The following is a 16,172-nucleotide window of genomic DNA, read 5'->3' on the forward strand; positions in this document are numbered from 1 at the left end:
TCTAGATCGCATTACGCAGGCTGAGATTTTCCGGGTGCGGTTGCAGGTACGCCTGCTGCGCGATGTAGCGGTCCGGGTGTTGGCGAAAGTGATGCTTGAGCAGCGTCAGCGGCACCACCAGCGGCACGATGCCGTGGCGGTATTGGCCGATGACGGTTTGCATTTCCTGCTTGTCATCGGCGCTGATCACCTGCTTGAGGTAGCCGCTGATGTGTTGCAGCACATTGGTGTGGGTGCCGCGAGTGGCGCATTTGGTCAGGCCGGTCATCAAATCGCTGAAGTAAGACTCGGCGAGTTCATTGAGGTCGGTGCCTTTGCCCATGCTGCCCAGCAGGTGACCCAGGCTTTTGTAATGGGCGGGACTGTGGGCCATCAGCAGGTATTTGTAGCGCGAGTGAAAGGCCAGCAGGCGGTGACGGGTCAGCCCTTCGGCCAGCAGCTTTTGCCAACTGGCGTAGACGAAAACGCGGGTCAGGAAGTTTTCCCGCAGCACCGGGTCGTTCAGTCGGCCGTCTTCTTCGACCGGTAGGTTGGGGTGGCGCGCGCAAAACGCCTGGGCATAGATGCCGCGTCCGCCACCGTCGACCGGTGTGCCGTTTTCGCGGTACACCTTGACTCGCTCCAGTCCACAGGACGGCGACTTCTGCATGAAGATGTAGCCGCACAGATCGGTATGTTCTTCAGCCATCTGCTGGCCGTATTCGTTCAGGGGCTGGGTCACGTTGAGTTCGCGGCGCACAGTGCCCACGGCCTGCGGATGGGCAGGGTCGCCAACCAGGCGGATCGGTTCGCGGGGGATGCCCAGGCCGATCGCAACTTCGGGGCACAGGGGCACAAAGTCGAAGTAGTCGGCGAGGGTTTGGCTGCAGAGCAGGGACTGTTTATGGCCACCATTGAAGCGCACGTTCTCGCCTAGTAGGCAGGCGCTGATAGCGATCTTCGGTTTTGCGCTGCTGGACATGGCCAAACCTCTGCAAGATTCTTGTACAAGCGTTGATTTCTGTACAACTAATCTCATCATAGGTCTGAAGCTGTACAAGTCAAATTATTTGTACAGGTTTTTTGCGGGGGGGACTATTTCCAGCCCATTTTCCATGCCTCGGCATTCTGCAAGGTCTGCCACGGAAGGCGTTCGCCGCGTTTGGTCATGATGGCTTGCAGCTCGATTTCCAGCACCGTGCCTTCTTCATCCCGAAACAGCTCGGTGACCAAAAAGTGTTTTTCCTTATTACGGGGATGGGCTGCTGTCCACTTTGACAGCAGCAGCTTGGCGGGGTTGATGCGGTTCATTGCAGGTGCTCGATCAGGCGTCGCGCGGCTTCCTGGCCACTGAGCCAGGCGCCTTCCACTCGACCGGACAGGCACCAGTCGCCACACACGTACAGACCCAGGTCGGCATCGGCCAGCACACCGAATTCATGGCTGCTGGACGGCCGCGCATAGAGCCAGCGGTGCGCTAGGCTGAACGACGGCGCAGGCATGGCGCTGTGCAGTAACTCGGCGAAGGCGCCGTGCAGGTGTTCGATCACGGCTTCCTTGGACAGGTCCAAGTGGGCTTTGCTCCAGGCGCTGGTGGCGTGCAGCACCCAGGTGTCGAGGGTGGTGTCGCGTCCAGGTTTGCTGCGGTTGCGCGCCAGCCAGTCGAGGGGGCTGTCCTGCACGAAGCAGCCTTCCATTGGCGTATCAAGGGGTGTGTCGAAGGCCAGGGCGATCGCCCAGGTGGGGTCCATTTTTACCCCTGCGGCGGCGCTGGCCAGCTTCGGCGCAGCAGCGAGCAGGGCGGTGGCTTGTGGCGCTGGCGTGGCGATGATCACGTGGCTGAATGGTCCATGATTGCCACCGTCAGCGTCGAGCAGGTTCCAGTGTTGAGTCCCTTGGAACACCTCGGTAATGCGGCAACCGAACTCCACCGGCAAGTCATCGAGCAGGGCACGGGTGATGGCGCTCATGCGCGGTGAGCCTACCCAGCGGATCTGCTCGTCGGGGGAAGGGGTGAGCTGGCCGGATTTGAAGTTGTACAACTGCGGTTTCCACTGCTCGGCCCAGCCGTTGCTTTGCCAGCGTTGCACTTCATTGACGAAGCGTCGGTCGCGGGCTGTGAAGTATTGGGCGCCCATGTCCAGCGCACCGGCATCACTGCGCTTGCTGGACATGCGGCCACCACTGCCGCGGCTTTTATCGAAGAGTTGCACTGCGTGCCCGGCGTCTCGTAACGCTCGGGCGGCGGAGAGACCGGCGATGCCGGTACCGATGATCGCGATGGGGACAGTCATGGAGGGCCTCGTTCTACCGTTGGGTACAGACTACGCCGACACCAATAGCTGTACAATATTGTTTTTTGGTATAAGTTTTGGCGTACCTGAACGTGTGGCGTGGCCTATGGTTAAAGCTGAGGCTTAAACAACAGTCACGCACGATTACAAATTGATCCCTGCTTATAAAATAGACCAGTGATCGGCGGCGAACGTTACATGAGGAAGATCCCATGCACATTTTGCTGACCGGCGGTACCGGCTTGATCGGCCGCCAACTCTGCCAACACTGGCTCGGTCAAGGCCATCGCCTGACCGTGTGGAGCCGTCATCCCGAAGAGGTTGCCGCCTTGTGTGGCGCCGAGGTGCTGGGCGTTGCGCGCCTGGAAGAGGTGATCGGCGTCGTGGACGCTGTGGTCAACCTCGCCGGCGCCGCCATCGCCGATCGTCCCTGGACCCACAAACGCAAGGCGCTGTTGTGGAGCAGTCGCATCGGTCTTACCGAAACCCTGTTGGCGTGGCTGGAAGGTCTTGCGCAAAAGCCGGCGGTGTTGATTTCCGGCTCGGCGGTGGGCTGGTACGGCGACGGTGGTGAGCGCGAACTGACCGAGGCCAGTGGTCCGGTACAGGACGATTTTCCCAGCCAGCTCTGTATCGCCTGGGAGGAAACCGCCCAGCGTGCCGAAGCCTTGGGCATGCGCGTGGTTCTGGTGCGCACCGGTTTGGTGTTGGCGGCCGAGGGCGGCTTTTTGTCGCGGCTGCTGCTGCCGTTCAAACTGGCGCTGGGCGGGCCTATCGGTAATGGTCGGCAGTGGATGCCATGGGTGCATATCAAGGATCAAATCGCCCTGATTGATTTTCTTCTGCACAAGGATGACGCCAGCGGTCCTTATAATGCCTGCGCCCCACACCCAGTGCGTAACCGCGAGTTCGCCAAGACCCTGGGCCAGGTACTGCACCGCCCGGCGTTCATGCCGATGCCGGCCTTTGCACTGAAGGTAGGCTTGGGTGAGTTGTCGGGGCTGTTGCTGGGCGGGCAGAAGGCGATTCCCGAACGCTTGATGGCCGCCGGTTTCACTTTCCAGTTCACTGAGTTGCATACGGCTTTGGATGACTTGTCCAGCCGCCTCTAGAAATAGGATGTTGCATGACGGATCACGCGTTGTTACTGGTCAACCTGGGTTCACCGGCGTCCACTTCGGTGGCGGATGTGCGCAGCTACCTTAACCAGTTTTTGATGGACCCTTATGTGATCGACTTGCCGTGGCCGGTACGTCGATTGCTGGTGTCGCTGATCCTTATCAAGCGCCCCGAGCAGTCGGCCCATGCCTATGCGTCGATCTGGTGGGATGAAGGTTCGCCGCTGGTTGTGCTCAGTCGTCGCCTGCAACAGCAGATGACGGCGCAGTGGACACAAGGCCCGGTGGAACTGGCCATGCGTTATGGCGAGCCGTCCCTGGAAACGACACTGACGCGCCTCGCCACCCAGGGTATTCAGAAGATCACCCTGGCGCCGTTGTACCCGCAGTTCGCCGACAGCACCGTGACCACGGTGATCGAAGAAGCCCGGCGCGTGGTGCGAAGCAAGAAACTGAATGCGCGACTGTCGATTCTGCAGCCGTTCTACGATCAGCCGGAATACCTTGATGCCCTGGCGGCGAGCGCACGGCGTTATGTCGAGCAGGATTACGATCACTTGCTGCTGAGCTTCCACGGTTTGCCCGAGCGCCATCTGACTAAGCTCGACCCGACTGGCCAGCATTGTTTCAAGGATGCCGACTGCTGCAAGAAAGCCTCGCCTGAAGTGCTTGCCAAATGCTATCGCGCACAATGTTTCAGTGTTGCCCGCGATGTAGCCGCCCGCCTGGGTTTGCCGGATGGCAAATGGTCGGTGGCGTTTCAATCGCGTCTGGGCCGTGCGAAGTGGATCGAACCCTACACTGAAGCTCGCCTGGAGGCGCTGGCCCAGCAAGGCGTGAAAAAGCTGCTGGTGATGTGCCCGGCGTTTGTGGCCGATTGCATCGAGACCCTGGAAGAAATTGGCGATCGCGGGTTGGAGCAATTCCGTGAGGCGGGGGGCGAGGAGTTGGTGTTGGTGCCGTGCTTGAATGATGATCCGCAGTGGGCGGCGGCGCTCAATACTTTGTGCGAAAGAGCGCCGTTGTCCCTATAGGCTGAGGCTCAAGCTGACGGTGAGATTGCGCGGTTCGCCGGGGCTGATCCAGTAGTTGCTGTAGGACCGCTCGTAGTACTTCTCGTCAAACAGGTTGTTCAGATTCAGGCCCACAGTCACGTTCTCGGTGGCTTTGTAGTGCGCCAGCAAATCCACGGTGTGGTAGGCCGGCAGTTCAAAACTGCTGCCGGCTTCACCCGAGCGGTCTCCCACATAGGTGAACGCCGCGCCCACGTCTGAGCCGCGCAAGGCGCCGTCCTGGAATTCATGCACCCCCAACAGACTGCCGCTGCGCTTGGCCACGCCGAGAATACGGCTGCCCGCCGGAATGGCCTTGTCGCCCTTGGTCACCTCGGCGTCAATGTAGGCGAAGGCGCCGATCACTCGCACTGCGTCGGTCAGTTGCCCGGTCAGTTGCAGATCAAAGCCCTGGCTGCGCGCCTTGCCCATTGCACGGTTGGTGTTGGTGGCCGGGTCCAGGGCCAATACGTTTTCCTTTTCGATATGGAACGCCGCGAGGGTAGCGCTGAGGCGGTCGTCGAACAGCTCGCTCTTGATCCCAACTTCATAACCTACGCCTTCCTCGGGCTTGAAGGTGTTACCTGTCGCGTCCAGGCCGCTGTTGGGTTTGAACGAAGTGGAGGCATTGGCGAACACGCCGACTTCGGGGGTGAGTTGATAAAGCAGGCCGGCGCGCTGGGTAAGAGCGTGGTGAGTTTGCCGGCTCGGTGGGACATTTCGAGTGAAGTCGTCGACGTTTTGCTGGAAATGCTCGAAGCGTGCGCCAACCATGCCGCGCAGGCGATCGGTAAAGACGATCTGGTCTTGCAGGTTAAGCGCGTGGCTTTTGGTGTGCTCGAAAAAGTCGGTGCCGGAGCGTATGCCATTGGGTTTGGTTTGGCCGTAGACCGGGTTGTAGATGTCGATGGCGTACGAGCTACCGGGGCTGCCGGCGATGGCCGTCACGCGTTCCTTCTTGCGGTAGTCCTCGTATTCAGTGCCGATCAACAGTTCATGCTGCCAGCTGCCGACGTCGAACAGGCCGCGCAGTTCCAACTGGGTGATGCTGTCGTGCCAGCCCATGGAGCGTTCGCGGTAGCGGCGGTTTAGGGTATGGCCATCTGCATTGAGAGCGCGGTTTTCCGAGGCGTCGCCCCACAGGCTACCTTGTTTGTAGTGGCTGGCCAGGCGCAGTTTCCAGGCGTCGTTTAGGTGATGTTCGAGGGTCGCCTGGATGCGATTGTTGTGGTTGTCGATGTCACCGTCGTTGGGTTCGCCGAGGAAGGTTTCGCGTGACAGGCCGGGGGCGTCGACGATGCCACGGTCGAAGGTTGAGCTGTGGCGCACGAATTCACTTTCGACGAGCAGGCTGGTGTCTGGGTCCAATTGCCAACTGAACGAGGGCGCGACGAACACGCGCTTGCTCTGCACGTGATCGCGGAAGCTGTGGTTGTCTTCCACTGCCAGGTTGACCCGCGACAGCACGTGGCCTTCGCTGTCCAGCGGCGTGTTGACGTCGAGAGCGGTGCGATAACGGTCCCAACTACCGGCACTGGTTTGCAGGGTAGTGAAGGCTTCTGGCTGAGGTTTTTTGGTCACGATATTCACGGTGCCCCCTGGGTCGCCACGCCCGTACAAACTGGCCGCGGGGCCTTTGAGCACTTCGATGCGTTCGATAGTGGCCGCGTCCGGTGTGCTCGGGTAACCACGGTTGGCGCTGAAACCGTCTTGATAGAACTCTGAGGTCGTGAAGCCGCGCACGCTGTATTCGTAGAGTGTCAGGCCGCCAAAGTTATTTTGCTTGGATACGCCGCCCGCGAATTCCAGGGCGCGTTCCACGTTGGTGCTTCCCAGGTCCTTGAGCACCGTGGCCGGAATAACGCTGATGGATTGTGGGATATCGCGCAGGGCCGTGTCGGTTTTAGTCGCACTGGCTGAACGCGTGGCGCGGTAGCCCTTCACTGGGCCGGTTGCGGATTCATAGGCGTCGGTGGTGACGCTGATGGTATCGAGTTCGACGGTGGTTTCTTCGGCAAAAGCGGGATCAAGCAGCAAGCCCAAGGCCAGGCCAGCTAAGGGGGCAATTCTTCGAGGCGGCATGATAGAGCGTTCCAATAGCGATATTGAAACAATATAACATGACCAATGAGAATGAATCGCTATGAAATGTTGGCTTGTAGGTGCCCGCGAACGGGCACCTGAGCGAAGCGGCTTATTCCTCTTCTTTAACCGGAGCCGGCGGCGGGCGCAGTCCGATTTCCGCCGACAACTTGATCTCTTTGCCGTTGCGCATCACCAGGATCGTCACCTTATCGGTCGGCTTGATCCGTGCCACCTGGTTCATCGATTTGCGACCATCACCCGCCGGTTCGCCGTTGATGCTCAGGATCACGTCACCCAATTGCAGCCCGGCTTTTTGTGCCGGACCGTCGCGGAAGATCCCGGCGACCACAATGCCTGGGCGCCCGGTCAGGCCAAACGACTCGGCCAGTTCCTTGGTCAGCGGCTGCACTTCGATCCCCAGCCAGCCGCGAATCACCTGGCCGTGCTCAATGATCGACTTCATCACTTCCATCGCCAGCTTCACCGGGATCGCAAAACCGATGCCCTGGGAACCGCCCGACTTGGAGAAAATCGCCGTGTTGATACCGGTCAAGTTGCCATTGGCATCCACCAGCGCGCCGCCGGAGTTGCCAGGGTTGATCGCCGCGTCGGTCTGGATGAAATCTTCGTAGCTGTTAAGCCCCAGCTGGTTGCGTCCGGTGGCGCTGATGATGCCCATGGTCACCGTCTGTCCCACCCCGAACGGGTTGCCGATGGCCAGTGCCACATCACCCACCCGCAGTCCATCGGAGCGGCCGAGAGTGATGGACGGCAGGCTTTTCAAATCGATCTTCAATACCGCCAGATCCGTTTCCGGGTCGCTGCCCACCACACGAGCCAGGGTCTCGCGACCATCACGCAGGGCCACCACAATCTGGTCGGCGCCGGTGGTCACGTGGTTGTTGGTGAGGATGTAGCCCTCGGGGCTCATGATCACCCCGGAACCCAGGCTGGATTCCATGCGCCGTTGCTTGGGCCCGTTGTCGCCGAAATAGCGGCGGAACTGTGGGTCTTCAAACAGCGGATGCGCTGGTTTGTTGATGACCTTGGTGGTGTACAGGTTGACCACTGCCGGCGCGGCAATGACCACTGCGTCCGCGTATGTCACCGGGCCTTGTACCACCGCGCTGGTTTGCGGTGCCTGTTGCAGGTTCACATCAAGGCTCGGTAAGCCCACCCATTGGGGGAAACGCTGAATAATCAGCATCGCGATCAGCACGCCAGCCAACAATGGCCATCCAAAAAAACGCAGTGCCTTGAGCATCAAGTAAGTCCTGACAGGTTGCAGGGGGCGGGAGAGCGCCCATAATGTCGCGCATTATACGAGGCTGCGAGCGCCTCGGAACGGGATATTTAGGAGTCTTTTATGGCCGTCCCCCTTACCACCCTCGTTGAGGAAGCAGACCGCTACCTCGGCAGTGCAAAAATCCCCGACTACTGCCCCAACGGGCTGCAAGTCGAAGGTCGCCCGCAGGTGATGCGCATCGTCAGCGGCGTGACCGCCAGCCAAGCCCTGCTGGACGCAGCCGTCGAAGCCCAGGCCGATTTGATCCTGGTGCACCACGGTTATTTCTGGAAAGGCGAAAACCCCTGCATCACCGGCATGAAGCAACGGCGACTGAAAACCCTGCTCAAGCACGACATCAGTTTGCTGGCCTACCACCTGCCGCTGGACCTGCACCCTGACGTCGGCAACAACGTGCAGCTTGCCAAGCAGTTGGACATCACCGTCGAGGGCCCGCTGGACCCAAGCAACCCCAAGATCGTCGGCCTCGTCGGCTCCCTCGCCGAACCTTTGTCGCCCCGTGACTTCGCCCGCCGCGTACAGGACGTCATGGGCCGCGAACCGCTGCTGATCGAAGGCAGCGAGATGATCCGCCGCGTCGGCTGGTGCACCGGCGGTGGCCAAGGCTACATCGACCATGGGATTGCCGCCGGCGTCGATCTGTTCCTCAGCGGTGAAGCTTCCGAGCAAACCTTCCACAGTGCGCGGGAAAACGACATCAGCTTCATTGCCGCCGGGCACCACGCAACCGAGCGCTACGGTGTGCAGGCTTTGGGAGATTATTTAGCGCGACGTTTCGCCCTGGAGCATCTGTTTATCGATTGTCCCAACCCGATTTGAGCGCCAAACCTGGGGGCATATTCTTATATCGTTTCGATCTAGCTGGCTCCCTGAATAGAAGAAGGTGCTGTGCTAGCATGCCTCGCTCGAACACGGCCCGCTGGCCGTCCATAAGATCGTTTTTCCGTGAGTAGCCATGGTCGACAAACTGACGCATCTGAAACAGCTGGAGGCGGAAAGCATCCACATCATCCGCGAGGTCGCCGCCGAGTTCGACAACCCGGTGATGCTCTACTCGATCGGTAAAGACTCCGCCGTGATGTTGCATCTGGCACGCAAGGCCTTCTTCCCGGGCAAACTGCCGTTCCCGGTGATGCACGTCGATACCCGCTGGAAATTCCAGGAGATGTACGCGTTCCGCGACAAGATGGTCGAAGAACTGGGCCTGGACCTGATCACCCACGTCAATCCCGATGGTGTTGCGCAGGGCATCAACCCGTTCACCCACGGCAGCGCCAAACACACCGACATCATGAAGACCGAAGGCCTTAAGCAGGCATTGGACAAGCATGGTTTCGACGCTGCCTTCGGCGGTGCCCGTCGCGATGAAGAGAAATCCCGTGCCAAAGAGCGCGTGTACTCGTTCCGCGACAGCAAGCACCGCTGGGACCCGAAGAACCAGCGCCCCGAGCTGTGGAATGTCTACAACGGCAACGTCAACAAGGGTGAGTCGATCCGTGTGTTCCCGCTGTCCAACTGGACCGAGCTGGACATCTGGCAGTACATCTACCTTGAAGGCATCCCGATCGTGCCGCTGTACTTTGCCGCCGAACGCGATGTCATCGAGAAGAACGGCACGTTGATCATGATCGACGACGACCGCATCCTCGAGCACCTGTCCGACGAAGACAAAGCCCGTATCGTCAAAAAGAAAGTACGTTTCCGTACCCTTGGCTGCTACCCGTTGACGGGCGCGGTGGAGTCCGAAGCCGAGACGCTGACGGACATCATTCAGGAAATGCTCCTGACGCGAACTTCCGAGCGCCAGGGCCGTGTCATCGACCACGATGGTGCAGGCTCGATGGAAGATAAAAAACGTCAAGGCTATTTCTAAGGGGCTGTCATGTCGCATCAATCTGATTTGATCAGCGAGGACATCCTCGCCTACCTGGGCCAGCACGAGCGCAAAGAGATGTTGCGCTTCCTGACCTGCGGCAACGTCGACGACGGCAAAAGCACCCTGATCGGGCGCCTGCTGCACGACTCCAAGATGATCTACGAAGATCACCTGGAAGCCATTACCCGCGATTCGAAGAAGTCCGGCACCACCGGCGATGACATCGACCTGGCGTTGCTGGTCGACGGCCTGCAGGCCGAGCGTGAGCAGGGCATCACCATCGATGTTGCCTACCGCTACTTCTCCACCGCAAAGCGCAAATTCATCATCGCCGACACTCCTGGCCATGAGCAGTACACCCGCAACATGGCTACCGGTGCCTCCACCTGTGACCTGGCGATCATCCTGATCGATGCCCGCTACGGTGTGCAGACCCAGACCCGTCGCCACAGCTTCATCGCGTCGTTGCTGGGCATCAAGCACATCGTCGTTGCCATCAACAAGATGGACATCAATGGCTTTGACCAAAGCGTATTCGAGTCGATCAAGGCTGATTACCTGAAGTTCGCCGACGGTATCGCGTTCAAGCCGAGCACCCTGGCATTCGTGCCGATGTCGGCGCTCAAGGGTGACAACGTGGTGAACAAGAGCGAGCGTTCGCCTTGGTACACCGGCCAGTCGCTGATGGAAATCCTCGAAACCGTCGAGATCGCCAACGATCGCAACTACACCGACCTGCGTTTCCCGGTGCAGTACGTTAACCGTCCAAACCTTAACTTCCGCGGTTTCGCCGGCACCCTGGCCAGCGGCATCGTGCATAAGGGAGACGAAATCGTTGTTCTGCAATCGGGCAAGAGCAGCCGCGTCAAATCCATTGTCACCTTCGACGGTGAACTGGAGCACGCCGGCCCAGGTCAGGCCGTGACCCTGACCATGGAAGACGAGATCGACATCTCCCGTGGCGACCTGTTGGTGCATGCCGACAACGTGCCGCAAGTGACTGACGCCTTCGATGCCATGCTGGTGTGGATGGCCGAAGAACCGATGCTGCCGGGCAAGAAATACGACATCAAGCGCGCCACCAGCTATGTGCCGGGTTCCATCACCAGCATCGTGCACCGCGTGGACGTGAACACCCTGGCCGAAGGCCCGGCGAGTTCGTTGCAACTGAATGAGATTGGCCGGGTCAAGGTCAGCCTCGACGCCGCCATCGCGTTGGACGGTTACGACAGCAATCGCACCACGGGCGCGTTTATTGTCATCGACCGTTTGACCAACGGCACCGTCGCCGCGGGCATGATCATCGCACCGCCTGTTACCCACGGCAGCGCGGCGCAGCATGGCAAGTTGGCTCATGTGGCCACTGAAGAACGTGCCCAGCGCTTTGGCCAGCAACCGGCCACCGTTCTGTTCAGCGGCCTCTCGGGCGCTGGCAAAAGCACCTTGGCCTACGCGGTTGAGCGCAAGCTGTTCGACATGGGCCGTGCCGTGTTCGTACTGGATGGTCAGAACCTACGCCACGACCTGAACAAAGGCTTGCCTCAGGATCGTGCCGGGCGTACCGAGAACTGGCGTCGTGCTGCTCACGTGGCGCGTCAGTTCAACGAGGCCGGCCTGCTGACCCTGGCGGCGTTCGTTGCCCCGGATGCCGAAGGCCGTGAACAGGCCAAGGCGCTGATTGGCAGCGACCGCCTGCTGACCGTCTACGTGCAAGCGTCGCCGTTGGTGTGCGCCGAGCGTGATCCGCAAGGTTTGTACGCTGCCGGTGGGGATAACATCCCTGGCGAGTCCTTCCCGTACGACGTGCCGTTGAATGCCGATCTGGTACTCGACACCCAGGCTCTGTCGTTGGAAGAGAGCGTCAAGCAAGTGCTGGAGCTGTTGCGTCAGCGCGGCGCGATCTAAACTTCGCGGCCACAAAAAAGCCCGCCACCGAGTGATCGGTGGCGGGCTTTTTCACATCTTCAAGATCGGGCGCGGTCAAATATGGGAGGGCGCTAGCCCCCGATAGCGGTGGGTCAGCTACGGCTGCATCAACTGATACTCCCTCATCGGGGGCAAGCCCCCTCCCGCAGGTTGATCATCGCTTGCTTGGGAATTCGGTGTGAAGCTGCTCCAGCAACGCATCCTTGGTTTCCCACAGCTGGTTAATCCACCCCTGGAACGCCAGCCGATACTCCGCATCCTGCTCATAATTCCTGCCGATGAACTCGGCTGGAATCTGCACTTCTTCAAACTGCACCACCACGTCCTGCACCTTGCCGCAGAGCAAGTCCCAATACCCAGGGCGTCCGCCAGGGTAGTGAATGGTCACGTTGACCAGTGATTTCAGCTGTTCCCCCATGGCATCCAACACAAACGCGATTCCGCCCGCCTTGGGTTTGAGCAAGTAGCGAAACGGCGACTTCTGCTGGGCATGTTTGCCCGGCGTAAACCGAGTGCCTTCGGCAAAGTTGAAAATCCCTACCGGGTTTGCGCGAAACTTCGCACAGGTCTTGCGGGTGGTTTCCAGGTCTTTGCCTTTCTTCTCCGGGTGTTTCTCCAGATAAGCCTTGGTGTAGCGCTTCATGAACGGAAAGCCCAACGCCCACCACGCCAGACCAATCACCGGCACCCAGATCAATTCCTGCTTGAGGAAGAACTTCAGCGGGCGAATCCGTCGATTGAGCACGTATTGCAACACCATGATGTCGACCCAGCTTTGGTGGTTGCTGGTCACTAGGTACGAGTGCTGATAGTCCAGCCCTTCAAGGCCTTTGAGATGCCAACGCGTTCGCTGTACCAGGTTCATCCAGCCCTTGTTGTTAGTTACCCAGGCTTCGTGGGTGTGGTTCATCAGCCATTCGCTGAAGCGTTTGGCAAACGGTAGCGCCTTGAACAGCGCGACGATGAACAGGAACGAACACAGCAGTATCGTGTTCAGTGCCAGCAACAGCGAAGCGATGACCCCGCGCACGGCGGCAGGTAGAAAATCCAGCATTTAGATATCCATTGGTCGGTTGGCGGCTTGGATCGCAGTCAGTGCGATGGTGTACACGATGTCGTCGACCTGGGCGCCACGGGGCAGGTCGTTGACCGGTTTGCGCAGGCCCTGCAGCATTGGGCCAAGGCTTACGCAGTCGGCGCTGCGTTGCACTGCTTTGTGGGTGGTGTTACCCGTGTTCAGATCGGGGAAGACGAACACCGTGGCTTTGCCGGCGACCTGGCTGTTGGGCGCCAATTGCCGCGCTACGTTTTCGTTGGCGGCGGCGTCGTATTGCAGCGGGCCGTCGATCAGCAGCAAGCTTTGCTGTTCGTGGGCGAGCAGGGTGGCCTCGCGGACTTTTTCCACTTCTTCTCCGCTGGCTGAATCACCGCTGGAATAACTGATCATCGCCACACGTGGGGTAATGCCGAATGCCGCCGCCGAATCGGCGCTTTGCAGGGCGATTTCCGCCAGTTCCGCAGCGCTTGGGTGCGGGTTCATCACGCAGTCGCCGTACACCAGCACCTGCTCTGGGAAGAGCATGAAGAACACCGACGACACCAGGGTGCAGCCCGGCGCCGTTTTGATCAGCTGCAGGGCAGGGCGGATGGTGTTCGCGGTGGAGTGGATAACGCCAGAGACCAGGCCGTCCACTTCGTCCAGCGCGAGCATCATCGTGGCGATCACCACGGTGTCTTCCAATTGTTGCTCGGCCATTGGCGCGTTGAGGCTCTTACTTTTGCGCAGCGCGACCATCGGTTCGACGTAGCGTTGGCGGATCAGGTCCGGGTCGAGAATCTCAAGGCCTTCAGGCAATTCGATGCCTTGGGCGCGGGCGACGGCTTCCACGTCTGCCGGCTTGGCCAGAAGCACGCAGCGCGCGATGCCCCTTGCCTGGCAGATAGCGGCGGCTTGCACGGTCAGCGGCTCGCTGCCTTCGGGCAGCACAATGCGTTTGTTGGCAGCCTGGGCGCGTTGGATCAACTGGTAGCGGAACACCGCCGGCGATAGACGCATCTCCCGCGGCGTGCCGCAGCGCTGGTGCAGCCAGCGCGCGTCGAGGTGGCTGGCGACGAAATCGGTGATGATCTCCGCACGCTCACGGTCATCAATGGGGATTTCCTTATTGAGGTTGTTGAGCAGGTTAGCGGTCTCGTAGGAACCGGTACTCACCGACAAAACCGGCAGCCCAGCCTGGAAGGCGCCGCGGCACAGATCCATGATGCGCGGGTCGGGCAGGGTATCGCTGGTCAGCAGCAGGCCGGCCAGGGGTACGCCGTTGATCGCGGCCAGGCTGACGGCGAGGATGATGTCGTCACGGTCGCCGGGGGTCACCACCAGCACGCCGGGCTTGAGCAGCTCTACGGTGTTGCGCATGGTGCGGGCGCAAATGATGATCTTGGTCATGCGCCGAGTTTCGTAGTCGCCGGCGTTGAGGATCTGCGCGCCCATCAGGTCGGCTACGTCGCGGGTGCGCGGCGCGTTGAGTTCCGGCTGGTACGGGATGCAGCCCAGCAGGCGGAAGTCACCGCTGCGCAACAGCGGCGAATGTTCTTTCAGGCGCGCCGAGAAAGCTTCCATGCTTTCGTCGGTGCGTACTTTGTTGAGGATTACGCCGAGTACCTTCGGGTCTTTCGGGCCGCCGAACAACTGGGCCTGCAATTCCACACGGCCTGAGAGTTCGGTAAGCACTTCGTTTTCCGGAGCGGAGACTAGAATCACTTCAGCATCCAGGCTCTTGGCCAAGTGCAGGTTGACCCGCGCCGCGTAGCTGGCATTGCGGGTCGGCACCATGCCTTCGACGATCAGCACATCCTTGCCCACCGCGGCCTGCTGATACAGCGTGATAATTTCTTCTAGCAGTTCATCCAACTGGCCGTCGCCGAGCATCCGCTCTACATGGGCGAGGCCCAGGGGTTGTGGAGGCTTCAGGCCGTGGGTGCGTGCCACCAGTTCGGTGGAGCGTTCTGGGCCGGTGTCGCCAGGATGCGGTTGGGCTATCGGCTTGAAGAAGCCGACTTTCAGCCCGGCCCGTTCAAGGGTGCGCACCAGCCCTAGGCTGATGGAGGTCAGACCCACACCAAAATCGGTGGGCGCGATAAAAAAAGTCTGCATGCGAATTCTCTGGAGGTGCATGGCTTCGGTGGCGCTCTATGGCTGAGTGCCTACCGGGAATCAGGCGTCAAGGTTATCGTTATTCGGCGCTTGCGCACACCAGCCGCAGGCAAAGGGCTGGCCTATTTTTTCCAGGCGCTGTGCGGGGTCTAGCACCCAGGTGCGGGATTGCCACGGCGGCTGGTGGCGCAGGTGCTGGGTATGGCCGCATGACAGCTCGGCCACCCAATGCCCTTCTTCGTCCGAATGAAAACCGATGATCATGACCGTTGATTGGTCCCGTCCGTCCGGGTTCCGTTCGCTTTCGGGCAAATCCTTGTTTAGACTTGTCCGTTCTTCATTCTTATGCAAAAGGTCTCGCCCCATGACGATCGCCGCTAACAAGGCTGTCTCCATCGACTATACCCTGACCAACGACGCTGGTGAGGTCATCGACAGCTCCGCCGGCGGCGCGCCGCTGGTCTACCTGCAAGGCGCAGGTAATATCATCCCAGGCCTGGAAAAGGCCCTGGAAGGCAAGGCAGTTGGTGATGAACTGACCGTAGCCGTAGAACCTGAAGATGCCTACGGCGAATACTCTGCTGAACTGGTCAGCACTTTGAGCCGCAGCATGTTCGAAGGCGTTGACGAGCTGGAAGTGGGCATGCAGTTCCACGCTTCCGCGCCGGACGGCCAAATGCAGATCGTGACCATCCGTGATCTGGACGGCGACGACGTAACCGTCGACGGCAACCACCCTCTGGCTGGTCAGCGCCTGAACTTCCAAGTGAAGATCGTTGCCATCCGCGACGCTTCCCAGGAAGAAGTTGCTCACGGCCACGTTCACGGTGAAGGCGGTCATCAGCACTGATTGATGCGTTAATCAGCTGATAGCAAAAACGCCCCGACTGGTTCGGGGCGTTTTTTTGTGCCTGAAATCATCACAGCTCCATCTGTGGCAGGGAGCAAGCCCACTCTCTCATGTGTTTTCACGCACAAACAAAAATGCCCCGGACCTTTCGGTACGGGGCATTTCCTAACTGTTTCGCAACCAAGGTTACGTAGCAGTTGTTACCACTTAGGCTGCAGCAGCAACGCTCAGAGCCTTGATGTGGCCATTCAGGCGGCTCTTATGGCGAGCGGCCTTGTTCTTGTGGATGATGCCTTTATCGGCCATACGGTCGATAACTGGCACAGCCAGAACGTAAGCTGCTTGAGCTTTTTCAGCGTCTTTGGTGTCGATGGCTTTAACTACATTCTTGATGTAGGTACGAACCATGGAACGCAGGCTGGCGTTGTGGCTGCGACGCTTCTCAGCCTGTTTTGCACGTTTTTTGGCGGAAGGTGTGTTGGCCACCGTCGAGCTCCTCGAAAGACTTTTTAGGAAATAGCAAACAAAATAG

General features: G+C 59.8%; 15 protein-coding genes. 6 read left to right on the forward strand and 9 right to left on the reverse strand.

Annotated elements, in window-relative coordinates:
* Position 1: 1 nt before the first annotated feature.
* From CKW32_RS00435 to CKW32_RS00445, 3 genes are all read right to left on the reverse strand, one after another.
* Positions 2–961, reverse strand: coding sequence for a DUF523 and DUF1722 domain-containing protein (locus CKW32_RS00435; RefSeq protein ID WP_095183780.1), 960 nt, complete (start codon positions 959–961; stop codon positions 2–4).
* Positions 962–1,074: 113 nt separating this feature from the next.
* Positions 1,075–1,290: a TIGR02450 family Trp-rich protein gene (locus CKW32_RS00440; RefSeq protein ID WP_032886144.1), complete on the reverse strand. Its 216-nt coding sequence runs from the start codon at positions 1,288–1,290 to the stop codon at positions 1,075–1,077.
* Positions 1,287–2,273 carry an NAD(P)/FAD-dependent oxidoreductase gene (locus CKW32_RS00445; RefSeq protein WP_095183781.1) on the reverse strand — a complete coding sequence of 329 codons (987 nt, stop codon included), beginning with the start codon at positions 2,271–2,273 and terminating at the stop codon, positions 1,287–1,289. The genes CKW32_RS00440 and CKW32_RS00445 overlap by 4 nt, the downstream gene beginning before the upstream one ends.
* Before the next feature lie 212 nt (positions 2,274–2,485).
* Here CKW32_RS00445 and CKW32_RS00450 point away from each other — a divergent pair, with 212 nt between their 5' ends.
* Together CKW32_RS00450 and hemH are read left to right on the forward strand one after the other, a co-directional pair.
* Entirely contained in the window at positions 2,486–3,385 is a 900-nt protein-coding gene (locus tag CKW32_RS00450; protein WP_032886147.1) for a TIGR01777 family oxidoreductase, read from the forward strand.
* A 14-nt stretch (positions 3,386–3,399) separates the two neighbouring features.
* A complete protein-coding gene (gene hemH, locus CKW32_RS00455; RefSeq protein WP_095183782.1) occupies positions 3,400–4,425 on the forward strand; it encodes a ferrochelatase in 1,026 nt (341 codons plus the stop codon).
* Here hemH and CKW32_RS00460 read toward each other — a convergent pair.
* Together CKW32_RS00460 and algW are read right to left on the reverse strand one after the other, a co-directional pair.
* Positions 4,420–6,525 carry a TonB-dependent siderophore receptor gene (locus tag CKW32_RS00460; protein WP_095183783.1) on the reverse strand — a complete coding sequence of 702 codons (2,106 nt, stop codon included), beginning with the start codon at positions 6,523–6,525 and terminating at the stop codon, positions 4,420–4,422. The two genes, hemH and CKW32_RS00460, sit on opposite strands and share 6 nt — an antisense overlap.
* A gap of 112 nt (positions 6,526–6,637) precedes the next feature.
* Positions 6,638–7,792, reverse strand: a complete 1,155-nt coding sequence (gene algW / locus CKW32_RS00465; RefSeq protein ID WP_032886161.1) for a Do family serine endopeptidase AlgW — start codon at positions 7,790–7,792, stop codon at positions 6,638–6,640.
* A 102-nt stretch (positions 7,793–7,894) separates the two neighbouring features.
* Here algW and CKW32_RS00470 point away from each other — a divergent pair, with 102 nt between their 5' ends.
* The 3 genes from CKW32_RS00470 to cysN all read left to right on the forward strand — a co-directional run bounded on the left by CKW32_RS00470 (position 7,895) and on the right by cysN (position 11,615).
* The gene (locus tag CKW32_RS00470; RefSeq protein WP_032886163.1) at positions 7,895–8,653 is read left to right on the forward strand and encodes a Nif3-like dinuclear metal center hexameric protein; all 759 of its coding nucleotides are present in this window, start codon (positions 7,895–7,897) and stop codon (positions 8,651–8,653) included.
* A gap of 136 nt (positions 8,654–8,789) precedes the next feature.
* Positions 8,790–9,707: a sulfate adenylyltransferase subunit CysD gene (cysD, locus tag CKW32_RS00475; protein ID WP_032886164.1), complete on the forward strand. Its 918-nt coding sequence runs from the start codon at positions 8,790–8,792 to the stop codon at positions 9,705–9,707.
* Positions 9,708–9,716: 9 nt separating this feature from the next.
* Complete coding sequence (gene cysN, locus CKW32_RS00480; protein ID WP_095183784.1) at positions 9,717–11,615, forward strand: sulfate adenylyltransferase subunit CysN; 1,899 nt, start codon at positions 9,717–9,719, stop codon at positions 11,613–11,615.
* 175 nt (positions 11,616–11,790) lie between these two features.
* Here cysN and CKW32_RS00485 read toward each other — a convergent pair whose 3' ends face one another.
* The 3 genes from CKW32_RS00485 to CKW32_RS00495 are packed head-to-tail and all read right to left on the reverse strand — an operon-like array spanning position 11,791 to position 15,186.
* Positions 11,791–12,690 (reverse strand): acyltransferase, encoded by a 900-nt coding sequence (locus CKW32_RS00485; RefSeq protein ID WP_095183785.1) that lies wholly within the window; start codon positions 12,688–12,690, stop codon positions 11,791–11,793.
* On the reverse strand, positions 12,691–14,790 hold the full coding sequence (gene pta, locus CKW32_RS00490; RefSeq protein ID WP_095183786.1) for a phosphate acetyltransferase: 2,100 nt from the start codon (positions 14,788–14,790) through the stop codon (positions 12,691–12,693).
* A gap of 60 nt (positions 14,791–14,850) precedes the next feature.
* Positions 14,851–15,186, reverse strand: a complete 336-nt coding sequence (locus tag CKW32_RS00495) for a DUF3565 domain-containing protein (protein WP_095183787.1) — start codon at positions 15,184–15,186, stop codon at positions 14,851–14,853.
* On the opposite strand from CKW32_RS00495, the gene CKW32_RS00500 reads away from it, so the two are divergent.
* On the forward strand, positions 15,155–15,640 hold the full coding sequence (locus CKW32_RS00500; RefSeq protein WP_032886172.1) for a peptidylprolyl isomerase: 486 nt from the start codon (positions 15,155–15,157) through the stop codon (positions 15,638–15,640). The genes CKW32_RS00495 and CKW32_RS00500 overlap by 32 nt on opposite strands.
* Before the next feature lie 207 nt (positions 15,641–15,847).
* On the opposite strand, the gene rpsT is transcribed toward CKW32_RS00500, so the two are convergent.
* Positions 15,848–16,126: a 30S ribosomal protein S20 gene (rpsT, locus tag CKW32_RS00505; RefSeq protein WP_016976313.1), complete on the reverse strand. Its 279-nt coding sequence runs from the start codon at positions 16,124–16,126 to the stop codon at positions 15,848–15,850.
* Positions 16,127–16,172 lie beyond the last annotated feature (46 nt).

This window comes from Pseudomonas sp. Irchel 3H9 (assembly GCF_900187495.1).
Taxonomy (GTDB): domain Bacteria; phylum Pseudomonadota; class Gammaproteobacteria; order Pseudomonadales; family Pseudomonadaceae; genus Aquipseudomonas; species Aquipseudomonas sivasensis.